The sequence below is a fragment of the Pseudomonas sp. SR18 genome (genome assembly GCF_023701505.1).
In the GTDB taxonomy this organism is placed as follows: Bacteria; Pseudomonadota; Gammaproteobacteria; order Pseudomonadales; family Pseudomonadaceae; genus Aquipseudomonas; species Aquipseudomonas cyclaminis.
Genome location: NZ_JAMQAU010000001.1, coordinates 442188 through 461557, shown reverse-complemented (window position 1 = coordinate 461557; position 19370 = coordinate 442188). Strand labels below are relative to the sequence as shown.

General features: G+C 61.7%; 19 protein-coding genes, 4 tRNA genes and 1 riboswitch. Of the genes, 16 read left to right on the top strand and 7 right to left on the bottom strand.

Going from position 1 to position 19370, the window contains the following annotated elements; genetic code table 11:
• The 3 genes from NDJ82_RS02190 to NDJ82_RS02180 are packed head-to-tail and all read left to right on the top strand — an operon-like array spanning window position 1 to window position 1476.
• Window positions 1-540, top strand: coding sequence for a hypothetical protein (locus NDJ82_RS02190; protein ID WP_250924863.1), 540 nt, complete (start codon window positions 1-3; stop codon window positions 538-540).
• On the top strand, window positions 537-983 hold the full coding sequence (locus tag NDJ82_RS02185) for a GNAT family N-acetyltransferase (RefSeq protein WP_178121993.1): 447 nt from the start codon (window positions 537-539) through the stop codon (window positions 981-983). Before NDJ82_RS02190 ends, NDJ82_RS02185 begins: the two co-directional genes overlap by 4 nt.
• A gap of 7 nt (window positions 984-990) precedes the next feature.
• A complete protein-coding gene (locus NDJ82_RS02180; RefSeq protein WP_191959867.1) occupies window positions 991-1476 on the top strand; it encodes a GNAT family N-acetyltransferase in 486 nt (161 codons plus the stop codon).
• A gap of 330 nt (window positions 1477-1806) precedes the next feature.
• Here NDJ82_RS02180 and NDJ82_RS02175 read toward each other — a convergent pair whose 3' ends face one another.
• From NDJ82_RS02175 to NDJ82_RS02160, 4 genes are all read right to left on the bottom strand, one after another.
• Entirely contained in the window at window positions 1807-2571 is a 765-nt protein-coding gene (locus NDJ82_RS02175; protein WP_099586268.1) for an ABC transporter ATP-binding protein, read from the bottom strand.
• Window positions 2568-3584, bottom strand: a complete 1017-nt coding sequence (locus NDJ82_RS02170; RefSeq protein ID WP_099586267.1) for a FecCD family ABC transporter permease — start codon at window positions 3582-3584, stop codon at window positions 2568-2570. Before NDJ82_RS02170 ends, NDJ82_RS02175 begins: the two co-directional genes overlap by 4 nt.
• Window positions 3581-4591, bottom strand: a complete 1011-nt coding sequence (locus tag NDJ82_RS02165; protein ID WP_250924862.1) for an ABC transporter substrate-binding protein — start codon at window positions 4589-4591, stop codon at window positions 3581-3583. Before NDJ82_RS02165 ends, NDJ82_RS02170 begins: the two co-directional genes overlap by 4 nt.
• Window positions 4592-4706: 115 nt before the next feature.
• A riboswitch (cobalamin riboswitch) is annotated at window positions 4707-4900 on the bottom strand.
• A 37-nt stretch (window positions 4901-4937) separates the two neighbouring features.
• Entirely contained in the window at window positions 4938-5867 is a 930-nt protein-coding gene (locus NDJ82_RS02160) for a DNA/RNA non-specific endonuclease (protein WP_250924861.1), read from the bottom strand.
• A 133-nt stretch (window positions 5868-6000) separates the two neighbouring features.
• Here NDJ82_RS02160 and NDJ82_RS02155 point away from each other — a divergent pair, with 133 nt between their 5' ends.
• Both NDJ82_RS02155 and NDJ82_RS02150 read left to right on the top strand, forming a co-directional pair.
• Window positions 6001-7065, top strand: a complete 1065-nt coding sequence (locus NDJ82_RS02155) for a M4 family metallopeptidase (RefSeq protein WP_158878603.1) — start codon at window positions 6001-6003, stop codon at window positions 7063-7065.
• Window positions 7066-7093: 28 nt separating this feature from the next.
• Window positions 7094-7399 carry a protealysin inhibitor emfourin gene (locus NDJ82_RS02150; RefSeq protein ID WP_112196260.1) on the top strand — a complete coding sequence of 102 codons (306 nt, stop codon included), beginning with the start codon at window positions 7094-7096 and terminating at the stop codon, window positions 7397-7399.
• A gap of 11 nt (window positions 7400-7410) precedes the next feature.
• On the opposite strand, the gene NDJ82_RS02145 is transcribed toward NDJ82_RS02150, so the two are convergent.
• Window positions 7411-8793, bottom strand: a complete 1383-nt coding sequence (locus NDJ82_RS02145) for an aldehyde dehydrogenase family protein (protein ID WP_112196259.1) — start codon at window positions 8791-8793, stop codon at window positions 7411-7413.
• Between the two features lie 104 nt (window positions 8794-8897).
• On the opposite strand from NDJ82_RS02145, the gene ptrR reads away from it, so the two are divergent.
• Window positions 8898-9776: a putrescine utilization regulator PtrR gene (gene ptrR, locus NDJ82_RS02140; protein ID WP_250924860.1), complete on the top strand. Its 879-nt coding sequence runs from the start codon at window positions 8898-8900 to the stop codon at window positions 9774-9776.
• A 38-nt stretch (window positions 9777-9814) separates the two neighbouring features.
• Here ptrR and NDJ82_RS02135 read toward each other — a convergent pair whose 3' ends face one another.
• Both NDJ82_RS02135 and NDJ82_RS02130 read right to left on the bottom strand, forming a co-directional pair.
• Window positions 9815-10024, bottom strand: coding sequence for a hypothetical protein (locus NDJ82_RS02135; protein WP_016970937.1), 210 nt, complete (start codon window positions 10022-10024; stop codon window positions 9815-9817).
• A 100-nt stretch (window positions 10025-10124) separates the two neighbouring features.
• Entirely contained in the window at window positions 10125-11321 is a 1197-nt protein-coding gene (locus NDJ82_RS02130; RefSeq protein WP_250924859.1) for an amino acid aminotransferase, read from the bottom strand.
• A 342-nt stretch (window positions 11322-11663) separates the two neighbouring features.
• On the opposite strand from NDJ82_RS02130, the gene uvrB reads away from it, so the two are divergent.
• The 10 genes from uvrB to NDJ82_RS02080 all read left to right on the top strand — a co-directional run bounded on the left by uvrB (window position 11664) and on the right by NDJ82_RS02080 (window position 19069).
• Window positions 11664-13679 carry an excinuclease ABC subunit UvrB gene (uvrB, locus tag NDJ82_RS02125; protein WP_099586259.1) on the top strand — a complete coding sequence of 672 codons (2016 nt, stop codon included), beginning with the start codon at window positions 11664-11666 and terminating at the stop codon, window positions 13677-13679.
• 186 nt (window positions 13680-13865) lie between these two features.
• Window positions 13866-15347, top strand: a complete 1482-nt coding sequence (gene gltX, locus NDJ82_RS02120; RefSeq protein ID WP_099586258.1) for a glutamate--tRNA ligase — start codon at window positions 13866-13868, stop codon at window positions 15345-15347.
• Between the two features lie 147 nt (window positions 15348-15494).
• A tRNA-Ala gene (locus NDJ82_RS02115) sits at window positions 15495-15570 on the top strand.
• 78 nt (window positions 15571-15648) lie between these two features.
• Window positions 15649-15724, top strand: a tRNA-Glu gene (locus tag NDJ82_RS02110).
• Window positions 15725-15774: 50 nt separating this feature from the next.
• Window positions 15775-15850 (top strand) — tRNA-Ala (locus NDJ82_RS02105).
• A gap of 79 nt (window positions 15851-15929) precedes the next feature.
• Window positions 15930-16005, top strand: a tRNA-Glu gene (locus NDJ82_RS02100).
• A gap of 183 nt (window positions 16006-16188) precedes the next feature.
• Entirely contained in the window at window positions 16189-16728 is a 540-nt protein-coding gene (locus NDJ82_RS02095) for a TetR/AcrR family transcriptional regulator (RefSeq protein WP_099584017.1), read from the top strand.
• Window positions 16729-16744: 16 nt separating this feature from the next.
• Window positions 16745-17578, top strand: coding sequence for an alpha/beta hydrolase (locus NDJ82_RS02090; protein WP_099584016.1), 834 nt, complete (start codon window positions 16745-16747; stop codon window positions 17576-17578).
• Window positions 17579-17619: 41 nt separating this feature from the next.
• A complete protein-coding gene (locus tag NDJ82_RS02085) occupies window positions 17620-18054 on the top strand; it encodes an acyl-CoA thioesterase (RefSeq protein WP_033901813.1) in 435 nt (144 codons plus the stop codon).
• Window positions 18055-18109: 55 nt separating this feature from the next.
• Window positions 18110-19069 (top strand): tRNA dihydrouridine synthase, encoded by a 960-nt coding sequence (locus NDJ82_RS02080; RefSeq protein WP_099584014.1) that lies wholly within the window; start codon window positions 18110-18112, stop codon window positions 19067-19069.
• Window positions 19070-19370: the final 301 nt, after the last annotated feature.

Here is a 19370-nt window from a genome sequence, read left to right as displayed (position 1 = left end):
GTGAAGATTTTCCAACGCGCCCTTGGGCTCTCAGCCCTGTCTGTGCTGTCCGCCTGCAGCCCTGTCACTGAACAAACCCTGACCTTCGACGTGCCCTACGGCCAATACCAGACTGTGCTGCGCAAGAACGTCACCGGCAAAGGCCAGTTGACTTGCAAGGTCACCACCGACAACCAGAACCGTGGCGAAAAGTGGGTGCCCTCGGTGATTCTCGCTGCGGCTGAGGATGAGGCCGAAGACGACACACTGTTTCTGTCCAGCTATTCGCCTCCCGGCACCGACCAGCGCTTGTTCAACCTGCGGACATTCAACAAGGCCAAGCCGATCATCGACACCCAGTTCAATCGAGTCCCTGATCAAAACGGCGTGTACAGGCTCCGGCTGACCTGGCAGGCGGATGGCGCCATCGGTTATCAGGTGGCCAGTGGTGACACATGGGTTGAGAAAAAAATCGTCGAACAACCGGGCTTTACTGTGCGCCATGTGAGCGTGCATGCGTCGGGTATGAAGGGCAGTGCGGTGTGCGAGTTGCGTGAGTGAACGCGCTGACGCTGCGGCCCGCCAACGTGAACGACCTGCCTGCGATCTATCGGGGGGAACAAGGCTATATCCAGCGTTGGGAGCCAACTCATGAAGCGTCCTGGCAACGGCAACTGGAGCGGCATCTCACCCGTTGGGTCGAGAACTTTGACCGGCTGACGGTAGCGATGCTTGACGGTCAGCTCGCCGGTTATTCGCTGTGGATGCCCGAAGACGGTGCTGCCGAGTTGTGTACGATCAACGTTGGGGAGACACATCGACGCAATGGCATTGGCCGTGCATTGCTGCAGGCGTACGTGGCGGCGGCGAGACAGGCGGGCTATGCACGGTTGAGCCTGTGTGTGCGTGCGGATAACCCGGCTAGGTTGATGTATGAAGTGGCTGGGTTTGTGTGTGTGGGAACAGCTGCCAACGGGTATCTGCGCTATCAACGAGTAAGTTAAGTGAATGATGAACATCCAGACGGTCACCATTGCAGAGATTCCCGACGTGCTGGCCTTCGTCCTGCAAGCTCGCGCCGAGCTGTTCCCCATGCTCAGCGCCTCCGGCATGCCTGCTGACCTGGTGCAATTCGAAGCCACTTACCTTCAGGGCGACGGGCGATTTCTGATCGCCTGCGATGACGATCAGATCGTCGCTGCCATCGGCTACTTGCCCTATGACGGCCGCTTTTCCCAGCTTAATTACCAGGGCCACAAGACCGTGGAAGTGGTGCGCCTGTTCGTACGTCCGGCCTTTCGCCGCTTTGGTCTGGCGGGGCAGCTCTATCGCGCATTGGAGGCCACGGCGCGGGCGGATGGCGTGGCAGTGGTGTACCTGCATACCCACCCGTTCCTGCCGGGGGCGATTGATTTTTGGGGGCGCCAGGGGTTTGAGGTTGTGGATGTCGAGGACGATCCGGTGTGGTGCACGACGCATATGCAGCGGTATTTATAGGGCCGTGGTGAGCGGGCCTGCTGTGGTCACAGGGATTGTTGTGGTCACCGGGCCTGTTGTGGTGAGCGGGCTTTTTGTGGTGAGCGGGCTTGCCCCGCGCTGGGCTGCGAAGCAGCCCCCAACCAAACGCTGAGGTTTTGCTGAAGAATCGTGGCGGTCTTATTGGGGCTGCTTCGCAGCCCAGCGCGGGGCAAGCCCGCTCACCACAGAGAGCTCACATACCACTAAGAACTCACCTGCCCCAAAGCACTCACATGTCACAAAGAACTCATGTGCCACAGCAGGCCAAGGTGTCACAAAGGACTCATCAGCCACAACAACCCTAGTGACTCAGTTGGAGCGCAACCGCAAGATCTGCGCCCCATCAAACGGGTCGGTCAGGTAATGCCCCTGCACCCCAAACGTGTCCTGCAAGCGTTGCGGCGTCAGCACCTGCAGCGGTGTGCCCAACGCCACCAAACACCCGCGATCCAGCACGGCCAAGCGATCACAGGTCAGCGCCTGGTTAAGATCATGCAGCGCAATCAATGTCGTCACCGGCAACCCCTGCACGCCCTTCAGGATGGCCAGTTGATGCTGGATATCCAAGTGATTGGTCGGCTCATCCAGCAACAGGATCTGCGGCCGTTGCGCAAGGGCGCGGGCGATGTGCACGCGTTGGCGTTCGCCGCCGGAGAGGCTGCGCCAGGCGCGTTGGCTCAGGTGGGTGGCGTCCACGTCGTGCAGGGCCTGGACGACGATGGCGTTGTCGTCGCTGGACCACGGGCTCAGCGCCGACAGCCACGGCGTGCGGCCCAGCGCCACGGCGTCGAACACGCGGATGGCATCGTCGGTGTCGGCTTGTTGCTCCACCACGGCCAACTGCTGCGCAATGGCGCGGCGCGAAAGGTCGCCCAGCCGCTCGCCGCCCAGCCGCACCTCACCTGACGCCGGTGTGCACAAGCCCGCCAGCAGTTTGAGCAAGGTGGATTTACCGGAGCCGTTCGGGCCGACAATCCCCAACGTCTCGCCCAACTGCACCTCCAGGTGAATGTCGCGCAGCAACTCGGCGTCGCGCACCTTGAAACCCAGGCCGGTGCAACTGAGTACGCTCATCGCGCATTCCTCCGGCCGATCAGGATCAACGCAAACACCGGCGCGCCGACCAAGGCGGTGACCACGCCCACCGGAATCACCTGGCCTTTGATCAAGGTGCGCGACAGCACATCCGCCGCAATCAAAAACAGTGCGCCGCCCAAGGCGCTGGCCGGCAGCAAACGCGAGTGCCCAGTGCCGAGCAGCAGGCGTACCGCGTGGGGGATCACCAGACCGACAAAACCGATGGAGCCGACAATCGACACCATTACCGCCGTCACCAGTGCCGCGCAGCCCACCAGCACAAATTGCACGCGGCGTACCGGAATGCCAAGGGACGCCGCCGAGTCGCTGCCAAAGGTGAACGCATCCAGCGCACGCCGATGCCACAGGCACACCGCCAAGCCTGCCACCGCCACCGGCACCGCCAGCCACACCGACGGCCAGCGCACGCCGCTGAGGTTGCCCAGCAGCCAAAACATGATGCCGCGGGCCTGCTCGGAACTGGCCGACTTGGTGATCAGGAATGCGGTGAGCGCATTGAACAGCTGCGAACCGGCGATGCCTGCAAGGATGATCTGGCCGGTGCCGCTCATGGAGCTGCTGGCCCGCGCCAGCAGGATCACCAGGGCAAACGCCGCCATGGCGCCGACAAACGCGCCGGCCGACAGCGAAATCAACCCGCCGCCCACGCCCATCAGCGCGACCAATACCGCGCCGGTCGATGCGCCGGCGCTGATGCCCAGCAAGTAAGGGTCAGCCAGCGGGTTGCGCAGCAACGACTGCAAGATCACCCCGCAGGTGGCCAGCCCCGCACCGCACGCGGCGGCGACCAGGGCGCGGGTCAGGCGGTAGTTCCACACCACGCCTTCGTCGATGGGGTCGAGCAGGTAGCCGGCGTTCCACAGTTTGTTGGCGAGCACTTGCAGCACCACTTGCGGCTCGATGGCGGTTTCGCCGATGGCCACGCCGGCGAGTACGGCGATCAATAGCAGCGTCAGGGCGAGCAGGGTGCGGATCACGCTTTTATTCATTTGTGCAGGTCGTAGCCGTCGATGGCGCCAGCCAGTTGTTCAAGGCCATCGAACGTGCGGATGCTGGCCTGCAGCGCCAGGGCGTCGAGGATGATGATGCGGTTGTTTTTCACCGCGTCCATGTTGCGCGTGACCGGGTCGCTGCGCAGGAAGGCGAGTTTCTTTTCATGGTCGTCGGCGGGGTAGCGGCGGCGGTCCATGCGGGCGATCACCAGGAAGGTCGGGTTGGCCTTGGCGATGGTTTCCCAGCCGACGGCGGGCCACTCTTCATCGGACTGCACCACGTTGTGCAGGCCGAGGGTTTCGAGCATGAATTCGGGGACGCCCTTGTGGCCGGCCACATACGGGTCGCTGGCCATCTCGGAGCTGGAGAACCACACCAGCGCGCTGGCGTGCTTGAGGCCCTTGCTCTGCACGGTGGCGACGGACTTGGCCAGGCGCGCCTTGAGGTCATCGTTGAGCTGTTGGCCGCGCGCCTGTACGTCGAAAATCTCGGCCAGCTGGCTGATGCTTTTGTAGATGCTCTCGATGCGGAACGGCTCCAGCCGCGTGCCGTCGGCGCCCACCAGGTTGTCCTTGCCTTCGCAGTCGGAGGGCAGCAGGTAGGTCGGGATCTTCAGTTCATGGAATTGCTCGCGGGTGCCCACCACACCTTGCGGGCCGACCACCCATTCCAGCTCGGCAGCCACCAGTTGCGGGCGCTTGGCGATCACGGCTTCGAAGCTCGGCTCGTTGTTGGCCAGGCGTTCGATCTTGTCGTTCTGCGCCTGGTACTGGGGCAGCACACGGTTGAACCACAGCGAGGTGCCGACCACTTTATCGCCGACGCCCAAGGCATACAGCATTTCGGTGGCGGCCTGGCCGATGGTCACGCTGCGCGCAGGAGCTTGCGGGAAGGTCACGGCATTGCCGCAGTTTTCGACCGTCAGCGGGTAGTGAGTGGGCGCCGCTTGGGCCAGGGCACAGAAACCCAGGCCGGTGATCAGGGCAATAACGCGTGGCAGCATCGGGCGATCTCCGTGTGAACCGTAGTTGAAACAGGGGCAGTACGGCTCGGAAATACGCCCTCGAACGCTGCCGGTCGGGCAGGCAAGGATGTCCTTCCCGGACACCCCGCCGGTTAGTGATTGTGCTGGGCCGGCAGGTCTCCTGACTGATGCGTCGTCGCCACGCTCCGACCTTCCCGGACGAGGTCCAGTGGCGTTAAGGAGCAGGCTCGGCACCTACAGTTGCGGGGGCAGTTTCGATTGGCGCCGCGGGCGGCGTTTCGAATTCCCTATTAGTCCCGTGGGGGAACCGGCGGCGGTATGGTAGTTGATTCAGCCTCGCAGAGGGAGGCTGAAGTTCAGTGGCTCACAGACGAATGTCTTGGGGGCCCTGGATCAGCGCTTCAATTCGCGTGCCGGTGGCGCGCTCTTCGTTGCTGAACCCGTCGTGGTCGGCCAGGTTGCCGAAACGGATGCCGGTCAATTGCTCGATCTGGATCACGCTGCGCTGGTAGGTCCGCAGTTGGCCAAATACCAGCTCAAGCTGACCCAATTCGCGGCTTTGGTCGATCATGTAGGCACTGGCCGACGGCTTACCGTCGTCGCTGAGGTAGGCGACCACTTTCCAGAACGCCTTGGGGATTTTGACGCCCCGGTACACGCGGTCATCGTCGCCGAACACCGGCCCGGTAAACACCGTGGCCCGTGCTTTCCAGCGTTGCGTGTTGTCGAGGATGTAGTCTTCAAGCTCCAGCCAGGTTTTCTGGTTAAAGCCGCTCATCTGCGGTGAGCAGTTGGTGAAATGGAACGTATCGAGGTTGGCGGTTTTTGCCTCGTCGCCCCAATTGGGATCCTGGCGCCGCACCAAGTGGCCGCGATCCAGGCCATTGCCGGCGTAGAGGTCTTCGCCTATCTGGGCGTCGGTGGGCAGGCGGCCGTCGTAGGCCCAGGTGTCGTTGCTGCGCACGATATCCACGTGTTTCCCGCCGTCGATATTGACGCCCACGTAGAGTGCCAGTCGTCGGGCGCGTGACATCGTGATGGAGAAATGCGTGTAGTCCAGGCGCTTTGGCTGCGCATCAGGCGCCAGGGCCTGCGCCACGGTGGGCCAGGGCACCTCGAAGCTACCGAGGAAATCGTCGGCATACCCCTGGCGGTTTTTCAGGTCTTTGGCCGGGGTGACACGCGGCGTCGCGGCCCGGGCTTCCAACAGGGTTGGGCTCGCCGCGAGCAGCGGCCGCAGGTCGGCGAGCCGGGGGCGATAGGTCAGGTCGGCGTTGGCTTTACGTGCTGGCATCGGGCGGTCCTCACGGGTGTTGGATCAACATGACTGCAACATAGGTTGATGACAATTGATGTCGAGTCAAGCCATGGCGGCTATCCTGAAAACGGTCGTCCAGACGCTCACCCCTCGCAAAAGGAGCCAGCCAATGTGTGTTCGCCAGCCTCATCGCAATCCGATTTTTTGCCTGATCCCACCGTACATGCTCGACCAGATCGCGCGCCACGGTGATAAAGCCCAGCGCGACGTCGCGTTGCGTACGCGGGCCAAGGACAGCACGTTCCGTTCGCTGCGCATGGTCGCGGTGCCCGCCAAGGGCCCCGCGCATATGGCCCTGGCCATCGGCGCCGAAAAACGCCGCTCGATCTACAGTGCCGAAGGCTCCGACAGCCTGCCTGGCAAGCTGATCCGCGCTGAAGGCCAGCCTGCCAGTGGTGATGCCGCAGTGGACGAAGCCTATGATGGGTTGGGCGCCACCTTCGACTTTTTCGACCAGGTGTTCGACCGCAACTCCATCGACGATGCCGGGATGGCGCTGGACGCCACCGTTCATTTTGGCCAGGACTACAACAATGCGTTCTGGAATTCGACGCAGATGGTGTTCGGGGACGGTGATGCGCAGTTGTTCAACCGCTTCACCGTGGCTCTGGACGTGATCGGCCATGAACTGGCCCACGGCGTGACTGAGGATGAGGCCAAGTTGATGTACTTCAATCAATCCGGTGCGTTGAACGAGTCGCTGTCGGATGTGTTCGGCTCACTCATCAAGCAGTACGCGTTGCAGCAAAAGGCCGAGGACGCCGACTGGCTGATCGGCAAAGGGTTGTTCACCAAGAAAATCAAAGGCACTGCCTTGCGCTCGATGAAGGCACCGGGCACCGCGTTTGATGACAAGCTGCTGGGCAAGGACCCGCAGCCGGGGCATATGGATGATTTTGTGCAAACCTATGACGACAATGGCGGCGTACATATCAATTCCGGGATTCCCAACCATGCGTTCTATCAGGTGGCGACGAAGATCGGCGGGTTTGCCTGGGAGCGGGCAGGGCGCATCTGGTATGACGCCCTGCGCGATGCACGGTTGCGGCCGAACTCGGGGTTCTTGCGTTTTGCGCGCATCACCTACGACGTCGCCGGTCGTTTGTACGGGGCGAACAAGGATGAGCAGAAGGCCGTCAAGGCAGGCTGGAAAGCCGTGGGCATCAACGTCTGACAAGCCGCCAGGGCGGTGAGGAACAGCCATGCGAATTTCGATCAAGGAAAACGGCGGCCCGGCATTTTTTCCGGGCCTGGCGAAACCGAACAGTGTGGAGCTGGAGAAACTGCCTGAGCCGCAACAGCAGGAGTTGCGGCAACTGATCGAAGCTTCAGACTTCTTCAAGTTGCCGCAAAGCACGGCGCCTGAGCCTGGCAAACCGGGCCAGGTGCATTACACCCTGACGGTCAGCGAGGGTGAGCGCGAACACACAGTGTGTGTGCTCGCGCCGGTGAAGTCCCAGGCCCTGGATGGGTTGGTGCAGTGCGTGCGGCGGCATGTTCGCTGTTGAACCCCAAGGGGTTACTTGCGATCCAGCCATACCGTCTGCGCGTTGCAGAACTCGCGCACACCAAAGTGCGACAGCTCGCGGCCGAATCCACTTTTCTTCACGCCACCAAACGCCACCCGTGGGTCGGAGACGCTGAAGGCGTTGACAAAGATCCCGCCGGTTTCCAGTTGATTGGCGATGTCCCGCGCCTTCGCCGCGTCAGTGGTGAAGATGCTCGCGGTAAGGCCGAACTCGCTGTCGTTGGCCAGGGCCACGGCGTGGTCGGCGTCGCGGGCGGTGATGATCGAGGCTACCGGGCCGAACAGCTCCTGTTTGAACGAGGTCATCTGGTCGGTGACGTTGGCCAAAACGGTCGGCGCGTAGTAGTTGCCGTTGCCTGCGACTTTATCGCCACCCAGCAGCAGGGTCGCGCCTTCTTCCAGAGTGGCCTGGACCTGGCCGTGCAGCTCGTCGCGCAGGTCGAAACGGGCCATTGGGCCGATGTAGGTGGCCGCTGACGTCGGGTCGCCCATGACCAGGGCGCGGCTGGCTTCGACGAACTTGGTGGTGAAGGCTTCAACCACGCCTTCTTCGATGATCAGGCGCTTGGCGGCGGCGCAGACCTGGCCGCTGTTCTGGAAGCGGCCGATCAGCGCGGCCTGTACGGCGGCATCGAGGTCGGCGTCATTGAGCACGATGAACGGGTCGGAGCCACCCAGTTCCAGCACGCATTTTTTCAGCGCGGCACCAGCCTGAGAGCCGATGGCGATACCGGCGCGCACGCTGCCGGTGAGGGTCACGGCGGCGATGCGTGGGTCGGCGATGGCCTTGGACACGCCTTCGGTGGTGACGTTGATCACTTCGAACAGGCCTTCAGCGAAGCCGGCTTTCTGAAAGGCTTGCTGGATCAGGTAGGCGCTGCCCATCACGTTTGGCGCGTGTTTGAGCACGTAGGTGTTGCCGGCCAGCATGGTCGGCACGGCGCCGCGCAGCACTTGCCACACCGGGAAGTTCCACGGCATCACCGCGAGGATCGGGCCCAGCGGGCGGTATTCGATATGGGCGGTGCCGTTGTCGACGAGGGTCGGCTCCGGGGCGAGCATGGCCGGGCCTTGGGCCGCGTACCATTCGCTCAGTTGCGCGCATTTTTCCACTTCGGCACGGGCCTGGGCGATGGGTTTGCCCATTTCCAGGGTGATCATCTGCGCCATGGCTTCGGCTTGCTCGCGCAGGGCAGCGGCCAGGGCCAGCAGCAACTCGGCGCGCTGGCTGACCGGCTGGCGGCGCCAGGTGCGGAAGGCGCTGGTGGCGCGGTCGAGGGCGGCGTCCAGTTGCGCTGTGGTTTCGTACGGGTAGCTGCCGACGGTTTCGCCGTTGGCGGGGTTGATCGATAAAGCGTGGGTAGTCGCGTTCATGGCACCGTCCTGCGTGTACGTTGGAATGGAGGTCAGCGTACGGGGCTGGCTCTTTTCTGGAAACTGAATAATATTAAGCAATACATTCACGAATGGAGAATGACTTGGACCTGGTGCAGCTGGAAATCTTCAAGGCCGTTGCCGAGCAAGGCAGCATCAGCGCCGCCGCGCAGTTGATTCATCGCGTGCCGTCGAACCTGACCACGCGGATCAAGCAGTTGGAGCAGGATCTTGGCGTGGAGCTGTTTATCCGCGAGAAGAGCCGCTTGCGCCTGTCACCGGCCGGTTGGAACTTCCTCGGTTATGCCCGGCGCATCCTCGACCTGGTGCAAGAGGCCCGTGCGACCGTGGCGGGGGAAGAGCCCCAGGGCGCGTTTGCCCTTGGCTCGCTGGAGAGCACGGCGGCGGTACGTATCCCGGCGTTGCTCGCGGCGTACAACCAGAAACACACCAAGGTCGAGCTGGACCTGAGCACCGGCCCGTCGGGCACCATGATCGAAGGCGTGCTGTCGGGGCGCCTGGCCGCCGCCTTTGTCGACGGGCCGGTGCTGCATTCGACCCTGGAAGGCGTGGCGGTATTTGAAGAGGAGATGGTAGTGATCGCGCCCCTGCACCACGGGCCGATCACCCGAGGGCAGGACGTGAATGGCGAGAACATCTATACGTTTCGCTCGAACTGCTCGTATCGCCATCACTTCGAACGCTGGTTTTCACAGGATGGCGCGGTGCCAGGCAAGATCTTCGAGATCGAGTCCTACCACGGCATGCTCGCCTGCGTCAGCGCCGGGGCCGGGCTGGCGCTGATGCCGCGCAGCATGCTGGAAAGCATGCCGGGGTTTGCGGCGGTGAGTGTGTGGCCGTTGATGGACAGTTTTCGCTTGCTGAATACGTGGCTGATCTGGCGGCGGGGCACGGTGTCGCAGAGTTTGAGCAGCTTTGTGAAGTTGTTGGAGGAACGCAATCTGGAAGCGTCGGTGTCTTAATGTGGGAGGGGGCTTGCCCCCTCCCACATTGACCGGTTTCAGCCGCCGAACTGGAAGGTGCCCATGGCCAGTTTGGCCATTATTGCTGTCGCGCCCAACTGCACCAGCCACAACGCCAATCCACCCAGGAACACCCCCAGTGCCACTTGCAGCACCAGGCTTTTCTGGCGTTTGGCTTGCGGCGCTCGCGGGGTGTAGTCGTGCAACTCGTCGCGGTCGGCGCGCAGGTCCAGGTCATCGTTTCGCATAGGGCTCTCACAGCAAAGGGGCGGTCGGGGTTCAGTCTAGGGGCTGGAGACAAAAAAGGGGAAGCCATCGGCTTCCCCTCCTTGTGCAACGGCTACAGGTTTACAGCACCTGGACGATTGCCTGTGTGACCGCACCAATGTTCGACTGGTTCAGCGCCGCCACACAGATACGCCCGGTATCCAGCGCGTAGATGCCAAACTCGCTGCGCAGACGGGTGACTTGCTCAACGGTCAGGCCGGAGTAGGAGAACATCCCACTCTGGCGGCCGACGAAGCTGAAGTCGTGGCCCGGTGCAGCCTTGGCCAGTTCGGCGACCATCTGCTCGCGCATGCCGCGGATGCGCAGGCGCATTTCGGCCAGTTCGGCTTCCCACTGGGCGCGCAGCTCAGGGCTGTTCAGCACAGCGGCCACAATCGCGGCGCCGTGGGTCGGCGGGTTGGAGTAGTTGGTGCGGATCACGCGCTTGACCTGGGACAGGATGCGCGCGCTTTCTTCTTTGGAATCGCCAACGATGGACAGCGCGCCCACACGTTCGCCGTACAGCGAGAACGACTTGGAGAACGAGCTGGAGACAAAGAAGGTCAGGCCCGATTCCGCGAACAGGCGCACCGCAGCGGCGTCTTCGTGGATGCCGTCGCCGAAGCCCTGGTAGGCCATGTCGAGGAACGGCACCAGGTTCTTGGCCTTGACCACGTCCAGCACGTTTTGCCAGTCGGCCGGGCTCAGGTCGACGCCGGTCGGGTTGTGGCAGCAGGCGTGCAGCACCACGATGGACTGCGGCGGCAGGGCGTTGAGGTCTTCGAGCAGGCCGGCGCGGTTTACGTCGTGGGTGGCGGCGTCGTAGTAACGGTAGTTCTGCACCGGGAAACCGGCGGTTTCGAACAGGGCGCGGTGGTTTTCCCAGCTCGGGTCGCTGATGGCGACGACGGCGTCTGGCAGCAGTTGCTTGAGGAAGTCCGCGCCGATCTTCAGGGCGCCGGTGCCACCCACGGCCTGGACGGTCACGACACGACCGGCTTCGAGCAATGGCGAATCGTTACCGAACAGCAGGGTTTGCACGGCCTTGTCGTAGGCGGCAATGCCGTCGATCGGCAAGTAGCCACGGGCGGCGTGTTGCGCCACGCGAATGGCTTCCGCTTCGGCAACGGCACGCAAGAGTGGAATCTTCCCCTCCTCGTTGCAGTAAACGCCTACGCCAAGGTTGACCTTGGTGGTTCGTGTGTCGGCGTTGAATGCTTCGTTGAGGCCCAGGATAGGATCGCGTGGTGCCATTTCGACAGCGGAGAACAGGCTCATTTTGCGGCAGCTCTATGGGGGAAAGGAGGGACGTGTCGCGCTCCAGCCGAATGCACTAGAGCGGTGCACAAACGGGGAGCTAGTATAGAGGCCATCACGGCTGAGGGCGACAACCGAAACGGCTTTTCGGCCAAGTTTTTCGGTTTATTTGCTGACCGTTAGTCTTATTGCAACATTGATCCTGGACGGCAGATAGGACGATTGCCTTGAAACCCGTCACATTCGCCACCACTTGTATGGCTATCATGGTTTTTTCCTACCGCTCGCTCTGAATATTCGCGAGGGGTGGTCTATTTCGTCCTCGGCGGGTTTACAGTCCGGGGTGACTTCAAGAGGTACGTTATGTCGGATTTCCAACTAGTCACCCGCTTTGAACCCGCCGGCGATCAGCCGGAAGCCATTCGCCAGATGGTCGAAGGCATCGAGGCCGGCCTGGCGCACCAGACGTTGCTCGGGGTGACCGGTTCAGGCAAGACGTTCAGCATCGCCAACGTGATCGCGCAGATCAACCGCCCAACGCTGGTGCTGGCGCCCAACAAGACCCTGGCTGCGCAGCTTTACGGCGAATTCAAGGCGTTCTTCCCGAATAACGCAGTCGAATACTTCGTTTCCTACTACGACTACTACCAGCCCGAAGCCTATGTGCCGTCCTCCGATACCTTTATCGAGAAGGATGCGTCGATCAACGACCACATCGAGCAGATGCGGCTGTCGGCGACCAAGGCGCTGTTGGAGCGCAAGGACGCGATCATCGTCACCACCGTGTCGTGCATCTATGGCCTGGGCAGCCCCGAAGCCTATTTGAAGATGGTGCTGCACGTGGACCGTGGCGACAAACTCGACCAGCGCGAGTTGCTGCGCCGCCTGACGAGCCTGCAGTACACCCGCAACGACATGGATTTTGCCCGCGCCACTTTCCGGGTGCGCGGCGATGTGATCGACATCTATCCGGCTGAGTCCGACCTGGAAGCGATCCGCATCGAGTTGTTCGACGATGAAGTCGAGAGCCTGTCGGCTTTCGACCCGTTGACCGGCGAGGTGATCCGCAAGCTGCCGCGCTTCACCTTCTATCCGAAAAGCCACTACGTGACCCCGCGTGAAACCCTGATGGGCGCCATCGAGGGCATCAAGGTGGAGTTGGCCGAGCGTCTGGAATACCTGCGCGCCAACAACAAGCTGGTGGAAGCCCAGCGCCTGGAGCAGCGCACGCGCTTTGACCTGGAGATGATCCTGGAGCTGGGCTACTGCAACGGCATCGAAAACTACTCGCGCTACCTTTCGGGCCGTGATTCCGGCGCGCCGCCACCGACGCTCTACGACTACCTGCCTGATGACGCGCTGCTGGTGATCGACGAATCCCACGTCAGCGTGCCGCAAGTGGGCGCGATGTATAAGGGCGACCGCTCGCGTAAAGAAACCTTGGTGGAGTACGGCTTTCGCCTGCCGTCGGCGCTGGATAACCGGCCGATGCGTTTCGATGAATGGGAGGCGATCAGCCCGCAGACCATCTTTGTCTCGGCCACGCCGGGCAACTACGAGGCCGAGCATGCCGGCCGCGTGATCGAGCAGTTGGTGCGCCCGACGGGGCTGGTGGACCCGGAAATCGAAATCCGCCCGGCGCTGACCCAGGTGGATGACCTGCTGTCCGAGATCACTAAGCGCGTCGCGCTGGAAGAGCGGGTGCTGGTCACCACGCTGACCAAGCGCATGTCCGAAGACTTGACCGACTACCTGGCCGACCACGGCGTGCGCGTGCGCTACTTGCACTCGGACATCGACACCGTGGAGCGCGTGGAGATCATCCGCGACCTGCGCCTGGGTGTGTTTGATGTGTTGGTGGGGATCAACCTGCTGCGCGAAGGGTTGGACATGCCGGAAGTGTCGCTGGTGGCGATCCTCGATGCCGACAAGGAAGGCTTTCTGCGTTCCGAGCGCTCGCTGATCCAGACCATCGGCCGGGCGGCGCGTAACCTCAATGGCCGGGCGATTCTCTACGCGGACCGCATCACCGGCTCCATGGAGCGTGCGATTGGCGAGACCCAGCGTCGGCGCGACAAGCAGATCGCGTTCAACCTGGAGCACGGTATTACGCCTAAAGGTGTGTTCAAGGATGTCGCCGACATCATGGAAGGCGCCGTGGTGCCCGGCTCGCGCAGCAAGAAGCGCAAGGGCATGGCCAAGGCCGCCGAGGAAAGCGCCAAGTACGAGAACGAACTGCGCTCGCCGAGTGAGATCACCAAGCGGATCCGCCAGTTGGAAGAGAAGATGTACCAGTTGGCGCGGGACCTGGAGTTTGAGGCTGCGGCGCAGACTCGGGATGAGATTGGCAAGTTGCGTGAGCGGTTGCTGGCTGTCTGATCTGCGGTGGCTGGACTGGCCTCTTCGGGTGCAAGCCCCCTCCCACACTTTGACTTGTGAACACCGTCAAATGTGGGAGGGGGCTTGCCCCCGATGGCCGCGCCTCGGTTTTCCAGAAATCACCCAGGCTGTTACCATTCGCCCCTTGTTTCAATTTTTAGTTTTATCGCCCATTCGAGACCTGCCATGACCACCGTCCGCACGCGCATCGCGCCATCGCCTACTGGGGATCCCCACGTCGGCACTGCCTACATCGCCTTGTTCAACTACTGCTTTGCCAAGCAGCACGGCGGTGAATTCATCCTGCGGATCGAGGACACCGACCAACTGCGCTCCACCCGCGAGTCGGAACAGCAGATTTTCGATGCCTTGCGCTGGCTGGGCATCACCTGGGCAGAAGGCCCGGACGTTGGCGGCCCGCACGGCCCATATCGCCAGAGCGAGCGCAGCGACATCTACAAGCAGTACACCCAGCAACTGGTCGATATGGGCCATGCGTTCCCGTGCTTCTGCACCGCCGAAGAACTGGACCAGATGCGCGCCGAACAACAGGCCCGTGGCGAAACCCCGCGCTACGATGGCCGCGCGTTGCTGCTGTCCAAGGAGGAAGTGGCCCAGCGCCTGGCTGCCGGCGAGCCGCACGTTATCCGCATGAAAGTGCCGAGCGAAGGCGTGTGCGTGGTGCCGGACATGCTGCGCGGTGACGTCGAGATCCCGTGGGACCGCATGGACATGCAGGTGCTGATGAAGACCGACGGCTTGCCGACGTACTTCCTGGCCAACGTGGTCGACGACCACCTGATGGGCATCACCCACGTACTGCGTGGCGAAGAGTGGCTGCCGTCGGCGCCGAAACTGATCCTGCTCTACGAATACTTCGGTTGGGAACAGCCGCAGTTGTGCTACATGCCGCTGCTGCGTAACCCGGACAAGAGCAAGCTGTCCAAGCGCAAGAACCCGACTTCGGTGACCTTCTACGAGCGCATGGGCTTCATGCCCGAAGCGATGCTCAACTATTTGGGGCGCATGGGTTGGTCGATGCCGGACGAGCGCGAGAAATTCTCGTTGCAGGAAATGGTCGACAACTTCGACCTGTCGCGCGTTTCTCTGGGCGGTCCGATTTTCGATGTCGAGAAGTTGTCGTGGCTCAACGGCCAGTGGTTGCGCGATCTGCCGGTGGAAGAGTTCGCCAGCCGTCTGCAGCAGTGGGCGTTGAACCCTGAGTACATGATGAAGATCGCGCCACTGGTGCAGGGCAGGGTGGAGACGTTCAGCCAGGTCGCCCCGTTGGCCAGCTTCTTCTTTGCCGGAGGCGTGAACCCGGATGCCAAGCTGTTCGAGTCCAAAAAGCTCTCGGGCGACCAGGTTCGCCAGTTGATGCAGTTGATCCTGTGGAAACTCGAAAGCCTGCGCCAGTGGGAGAAGGACGCGATCACCGCGACGATCCAGGCGGTGGTGGAATCCCTGGAGTTGAAGTTGCGTGACGCCATGCCGCTGATGTTTGCTGCGATCACCGGGCAGGCCAGTTCGGTGTCGGTGCTGGATGCGATGGAAATTCTCGGTCCGGACCTCACTCGTTTCCGTCTGCGCCAAGCCCTTGATTTGCTTGGTGGTGTGTCGAAGAAAGAAAACAAAGAGTGGGAAAAGCTGCTGGGCGCTATCGCGTAAGCAGGCCGTTGCAGCGACGAAACCCCGGTTTTCCGGGGTTTCGTCGGTAAGTGATTGTTATCCCGGCAAAAAACTTTGGAAAATGTTGAAAATAAATTTGACACACTTCCAAACCGCCATTAAGATTCGCCCCGTCCTCACCGATGAGGGGCTATAGCTCAGCTGGGAGAGCGCTTGCATGGCATGCAAGAGGTCAACGGTTCGATCCCGTTTAGCTCCACCAATTTACAGGTTCAAGGTCTGGCCACACCGTCCTTGAATCGATCAGAACTCAGCTCTGATCAGTTGTACAGAAGGTTTTGTCCCCTTCGTCTAGTGGCCTAGGACACCGCCCTTTCACGGCGGTAACAGGGGTTCGAGTCCCCTAGGGGACGCCAGTTTCAACAAGCAGCTCGAAAGGTCTGCTGCGCCGCGAGGCGAAAAATCCGGGGCTATAGCTCAGCTGGGAGAGCGCTTGCATGGCATGCAAGAGGTCAACGGTTCGATCCCGTTTAGCTCCACCAATTTACAGGTTCAAGGTCTGGCCACACCGTCCTTGAATCGATCAGTTCTCAGCGCTGATCAGTTGTACAGAAGGTTTGTGTCCCCTTCGTCTAGTGGCCTAGGACACCGCCCTTTCACGGCGGTAACAGGGGTTCGAGTCCCCTAGGGGACGCCACGATTACCCGCTCTGCGGGATTTTTAAGGGTCATTCAATTATTGAATGGCCCTTTTGTTTGTCTGGCGTTTGGCCAATTTTCCCTTCACTTCCTTTCTTCCTGTTCTGACCAGTGGTCGTGGCTGTCGCTTGCTAAATATTATTATGGTAATAATATTCAACCCATGAGAGTCGGAGGCTTTGATGAACGATAAAAAAGCGCAAACCCGCGAACGCATTCTGCAGGCCGCCAGCGCGGCGTTGATCCAGCGCGGCCCGGCCGAGCCGAGTGTCGGTGAAGTCATGGGCGCGGCTGGGCTGACCGTTGGTGGTTTCTACGCGCACTTTGAAAGCAAGGATGCGCTGATGCTGGAGGCGTTCAGCCAATTGCTGGCGCAGCGTCGCGCTTCAATCGACGATATGGACACCCAGCTCACCGGCGAGGAGCGTCGTACGCTGGTGGCGGCCTTTTATCTGTCGCGCAAGCACCGCGATTCAACCTCCCAGGCATGCCCGTTACCTGCAACGGTGGGCGAGATGGGCCGTCTGCCGGACGCCTTTCGCGAGGTATTGAACGAGCACGTCGAGTTGATGGCTGCGCAGTTGGCCGGCAGCCCGGAAGACACTGACAAGGCCCTGGCGGACATGGCCTTGATGGTCGGCGGGCTGACCTTGGCGCGGGCGCTCGGGCCGGGCGAGTTGTCGGATCGTGTGATACGCGCTGCCAAGTCGGCTGTGCGATAGGAAGAGGGCTCGCAGAATGGGCGCGTTAACCTGGATTCGTCGTTTCAACGGCACGCTGGGGCATGTGGCACCGCACACGGTGGCCAACAAGATGCGTCGCGCCTTCATGACCCCGCGCAAGCTGCCGCCCCGTGACTGGGAATTACCGCTGCTGGCGCAATCGGAGCGCATCACCTTGCGCTTTGGCTTGTCGGCCCTGCGCTGGGGGCAAGGTCCTGCCGTTTTGTTGATGCACGGCTGGGAAGGCCGTCCAACCCAGTTCGCCAGTCTGATCAAGGCCTTGGTCGACAACGGCTACTGCGTGATAGCCCTGGATGGACCTGCCCATGGCCGCTCACCAGGGCGTGAAGCCCATGTGCTGTTGTTCGCTCGCGCCATGCTGGAGGCGGCTGCCGAGTTGCCGCCGCTGCATGCGGTGGTTGGTCATTCCATGGGCGGCGCCAGTGCGATGCTGGCGGTGCAATTGGGGTTGCGTACCCAGGCGCTGGTGAGCATTGCCGCCCCGTCGCGCTTCCTGGATGCGCTGCGTGGTTTTACCCGGATGGTCGGTTTGCCGGCGCGGGCACGTTCGGCGTTTATCCAGGAGGTGGAGATGACGTTCGGCATGCCGCTCAAGTACTTGGATGTGGCCCATTACCAGATGAATATCCCCGGCCTGATCGTGCACGCCGAAGACGACACCTTCGTCCCCGTCAAAGCCTCTCAAGCCATTCACGACGCCTGGTTCGACAGCCGTCTGCTGCGCCTGGAACAAGGCGGCCACCAGAAAGTACTGGCCGATCCTCGCGTGATCGAGGCCGTGCTTACGCTGTTGGCCGGCTGCTGTCTACAGGAGCGGCAAAGCGCCTGATACACTGCCCCCCGCCGACATTAATCGACTGGGAGCACCGCATGGGCTGGGATTTGGCAACGCCGTTTATCATTGATCTGCAGGTTGCGCCTGAAGACATCGACGGCCTGGGGCACGCCAATAACGCGGTATACGTGTCTTGGCTGGAGCGTTGCGCCTGGCGCCACTCCCAACGACTGGGGCTGGACCTGACCGAGTATCGCCGCCTGGATCGCGCGATGGCAGTGGTGCGCCACGAGATCGATTACCTGGCGGCCGGTTACGAAGGCGACGAGCTGCAACTGGCCACGTGGATTGTCGACTGGGACCAGCGCCTGAAGATGACCCGCCGCTTTCAACTGGTCCGCCCGCGTGACGGTGCAACCCTGCTGCGCGCGCAAACCACCTTCGTCTGCATCGAACTGTCCACGGGCAAGCCTAAGCGCATGCCCGCCGAGTTTCTCGATGGCTATGGCCCCGCCCTGACAGGGGGTTAACGGTTGCCGTAGGAAACCCAGTAAACTGCGCCACGATTTTTGTTGAGTGTTTCCCATGCAAATTGCTTTGGCGCCCATGGAGGGGTTGGTCGACAACATCCTGCGGGACGTGTTGACCCGCGTGGGCGGTATTGACTGGTGCGTGACCGAATTCATCCGCGTCAACGACCGCCTGCTCACCCCGGCCTATTTCCACAAGCTTGCTCCTGAGTTGCTGCACGGTGCCCACACCGCGGCGGGGGTGCCCTTGCGCGTGCAGCTGCTCGGCTCCGATCCTGTGTGCCTGGCGGAAAACGCCGCCCTGGCCTGCGAGCTGGGTTCACAAGTGATCGACCTGAACTTCGGCTGTCCGGCCAAGACTGTCAACAAGTCCCGAGGCGGTGCCGTGCTGCTCAAGGAGCCGGAGTTGCTCAACCAGATCGTCGAGCACGTTCGCCGAGCAGTTCCCGCGCATATCCCGGTGACCGCCAAGATGCGCCTGGGCTTCGATAGCCCCGACGGCGCGCTGGTGTGCGCCACGGCCCTGGCCGAAGGCGGTGCGGCGCATATCGTGGTGCATGCGCGGACCAAGACCGATGGCTACAAGCCGCCAGCTCATTGGGAATGGATCCCGCGGGTGCAGGACGTGGTCAAGGTGCCCGTGTTTGCCAATGGCGATATCTGGAGCGTCGAAGACTGGCGCCGATGCCGCGAGATCAGCGGCGTAGAAGACATCATGCTCGGCCGTGGCCTGGTGGCGCGCCCTGACCTGGCGCGGCAGATTGCGGCTGCGCGGGCGGGCGAGGAAGTCGTGCAAATGACGTGGGTGGAGATGCAGCCCATGCTCCGCGAGTTCTGGACCCAGTCGGTAGCGCAGCTCACCGAGAAGCAGGCGCCCGGCCGTTTGAAGCAATGGTTGGCGATGCTGACACGTAATTATCCGGAGGCGGTGGAGCTTTTTACCGCCCTGCGTCGCGAGACCGATCTGGAGCAGGTCAGCCGTTTGCTCGGCATGCCTCATCCCGGTCGTCACTGAGTCATGTTGTAACGCTTGGGGGTGAGTCGGAGGGTGCTTCAAGCGCCGAGCCCTCTGTTGGGTGTTGCAAAAAAATGCTCCGTATCGAAAGAGGCGGGGCATTTTGCGTTTATGGGGGGCAGAGCGGATTTTTATTGGGGGTTCTACCTGTTTCTTTCTTGGATTACATAAACAGATAAGGGGCTGTTTTTAGTTTGCAGAATAATTGTTTATGTAAATTTAATTATCTTCTGACATTTTATTAATATTAAGTACGTTGTCGGTTCGGACGGTTATCACTTCGTGCGCGAAATATCACAAT

What these genes read in the sequence shown, in the direction of transcription:
- NDJ82_RS02180 (WP_191959867.1), top strand. Translation starts at nt 991, where the DNA reads ATGAACATCCAGACGGTCACCATTGCAGAGATTCCCGACGTGCTGGCC.
- NDJ82_RS02175 (WP_099586268.1), bottom strand. Translation starts at nt 2,571, where the DNA reads ATGAGCGTACTCAGTTGCACCGGCCTGGGTTTCAAGGTGCGCGACGCC.
- NDJ82_RS02170 (WP_099586267.1), bottom strand. Translation starts at nt 3,584, where the DNA reads ATGAATAAAAGCGTGATCCGCACCCTGCTCGCCCTGACGCTGCTATTG.
- NDJ82_RS02165 (WP_250924862.1), bottom strand. Translation starts at nt 4,591, where the DNA reads ATGCTGCCACGCGTTATTGCCCTGATCACCGGCCTGGGTTTCTGTGCC.
- NDJ82_RS02160 (WP_250924861.1), bottom strand. Translation starts at nt 5,867, where the DNA reads ATGCCAGCACGTAAAGCCAACGCCGACCTGACCTATCGCCCCCGGCTC.
- NDJ82_RS02155 (WP_158878603.1), top strand. Translation starts at nt 6,001, where the DNA reads ATGTGTGTTCGCCAGCCTCATCGCAATCCGATTTTTTGCCTGATCCCA.
- NDJ82_RS02150 (WP_112196260.1), top strand. Translation starts at nt 7,094, where the DNA reads ATGCGAATTTCGATCAAGGAAAACGGCGGCCCGGCATTTTTTCCGGGC.
- NDJ82_RS02145 (WP_112196259.1), bottom strand. Translation starts at nt 8,793, where the DNA reads ATGAACGCGACTACCCACGCTTTATCGATCAACCCCGCCAACGGCGAA.
- NDJ82_RS02135 (WP_016970937.1), bottom strand. Translation starts at nt 10,024, where the DNA reads ATGCGAAACGATGACCTGGACCTGCGCGCCGACCGCGACGAGTTGCAC.
- NDJ82_RS02130 (WP_250924859.1), bottom strand. Translation starts at nt 11,321, where the DNA reads ATGAGCCTGTTCTCCGCTGTCGAAATGGCACCACGCGATCCTATCCTG.
- uvrB (WP_099586259.1), top strand. Translation starts at nt 11,664, where the DNA reads ATGTCGGATTTCCAACTAGTCACCCGCTTTGAACCCGCCGGCGATCAG.
- gltX (WP_099586258.1), top strand. Translation starts at nt 13,866, where the DNA reads ATGACCACCGTCCGCACGCGCATCGCGCCATCGCCTACTGGGGATCCC.
- NDJ82_RS02095 (WP_099584017.1), top strand. Translation starts at nt 16,189, where the DNA reads ATGAACGATAAAAAAGCGCAAACCCGCGAACGCATTCTGCAGGCCGCC.
- NDJ82_RS02090 (WP_099584016.1), top strand. Translation starts at nt 16,745, where the DNA reads ATGGGCGCGTTAACCTGGATTCGTCGTTTCAACGGCACGCTGGGGCAT.
- NDJ82_RS02085 (WP_033901813.1), top strand. Translation starts at nt 17,620, where the DNA reads ATGGGCTGGGATTTGGCAACGCCGTTTATCATTGATCTGCAGGTTGCG.
- NDJ82_RS02080 (WP_099584014.1), top strand. Translation starts at nt 18,110, where the DNA reads ATGCAAATTGCTTTGGCGCCCATGGAGGGGTTGGTCGACAACATCCTG.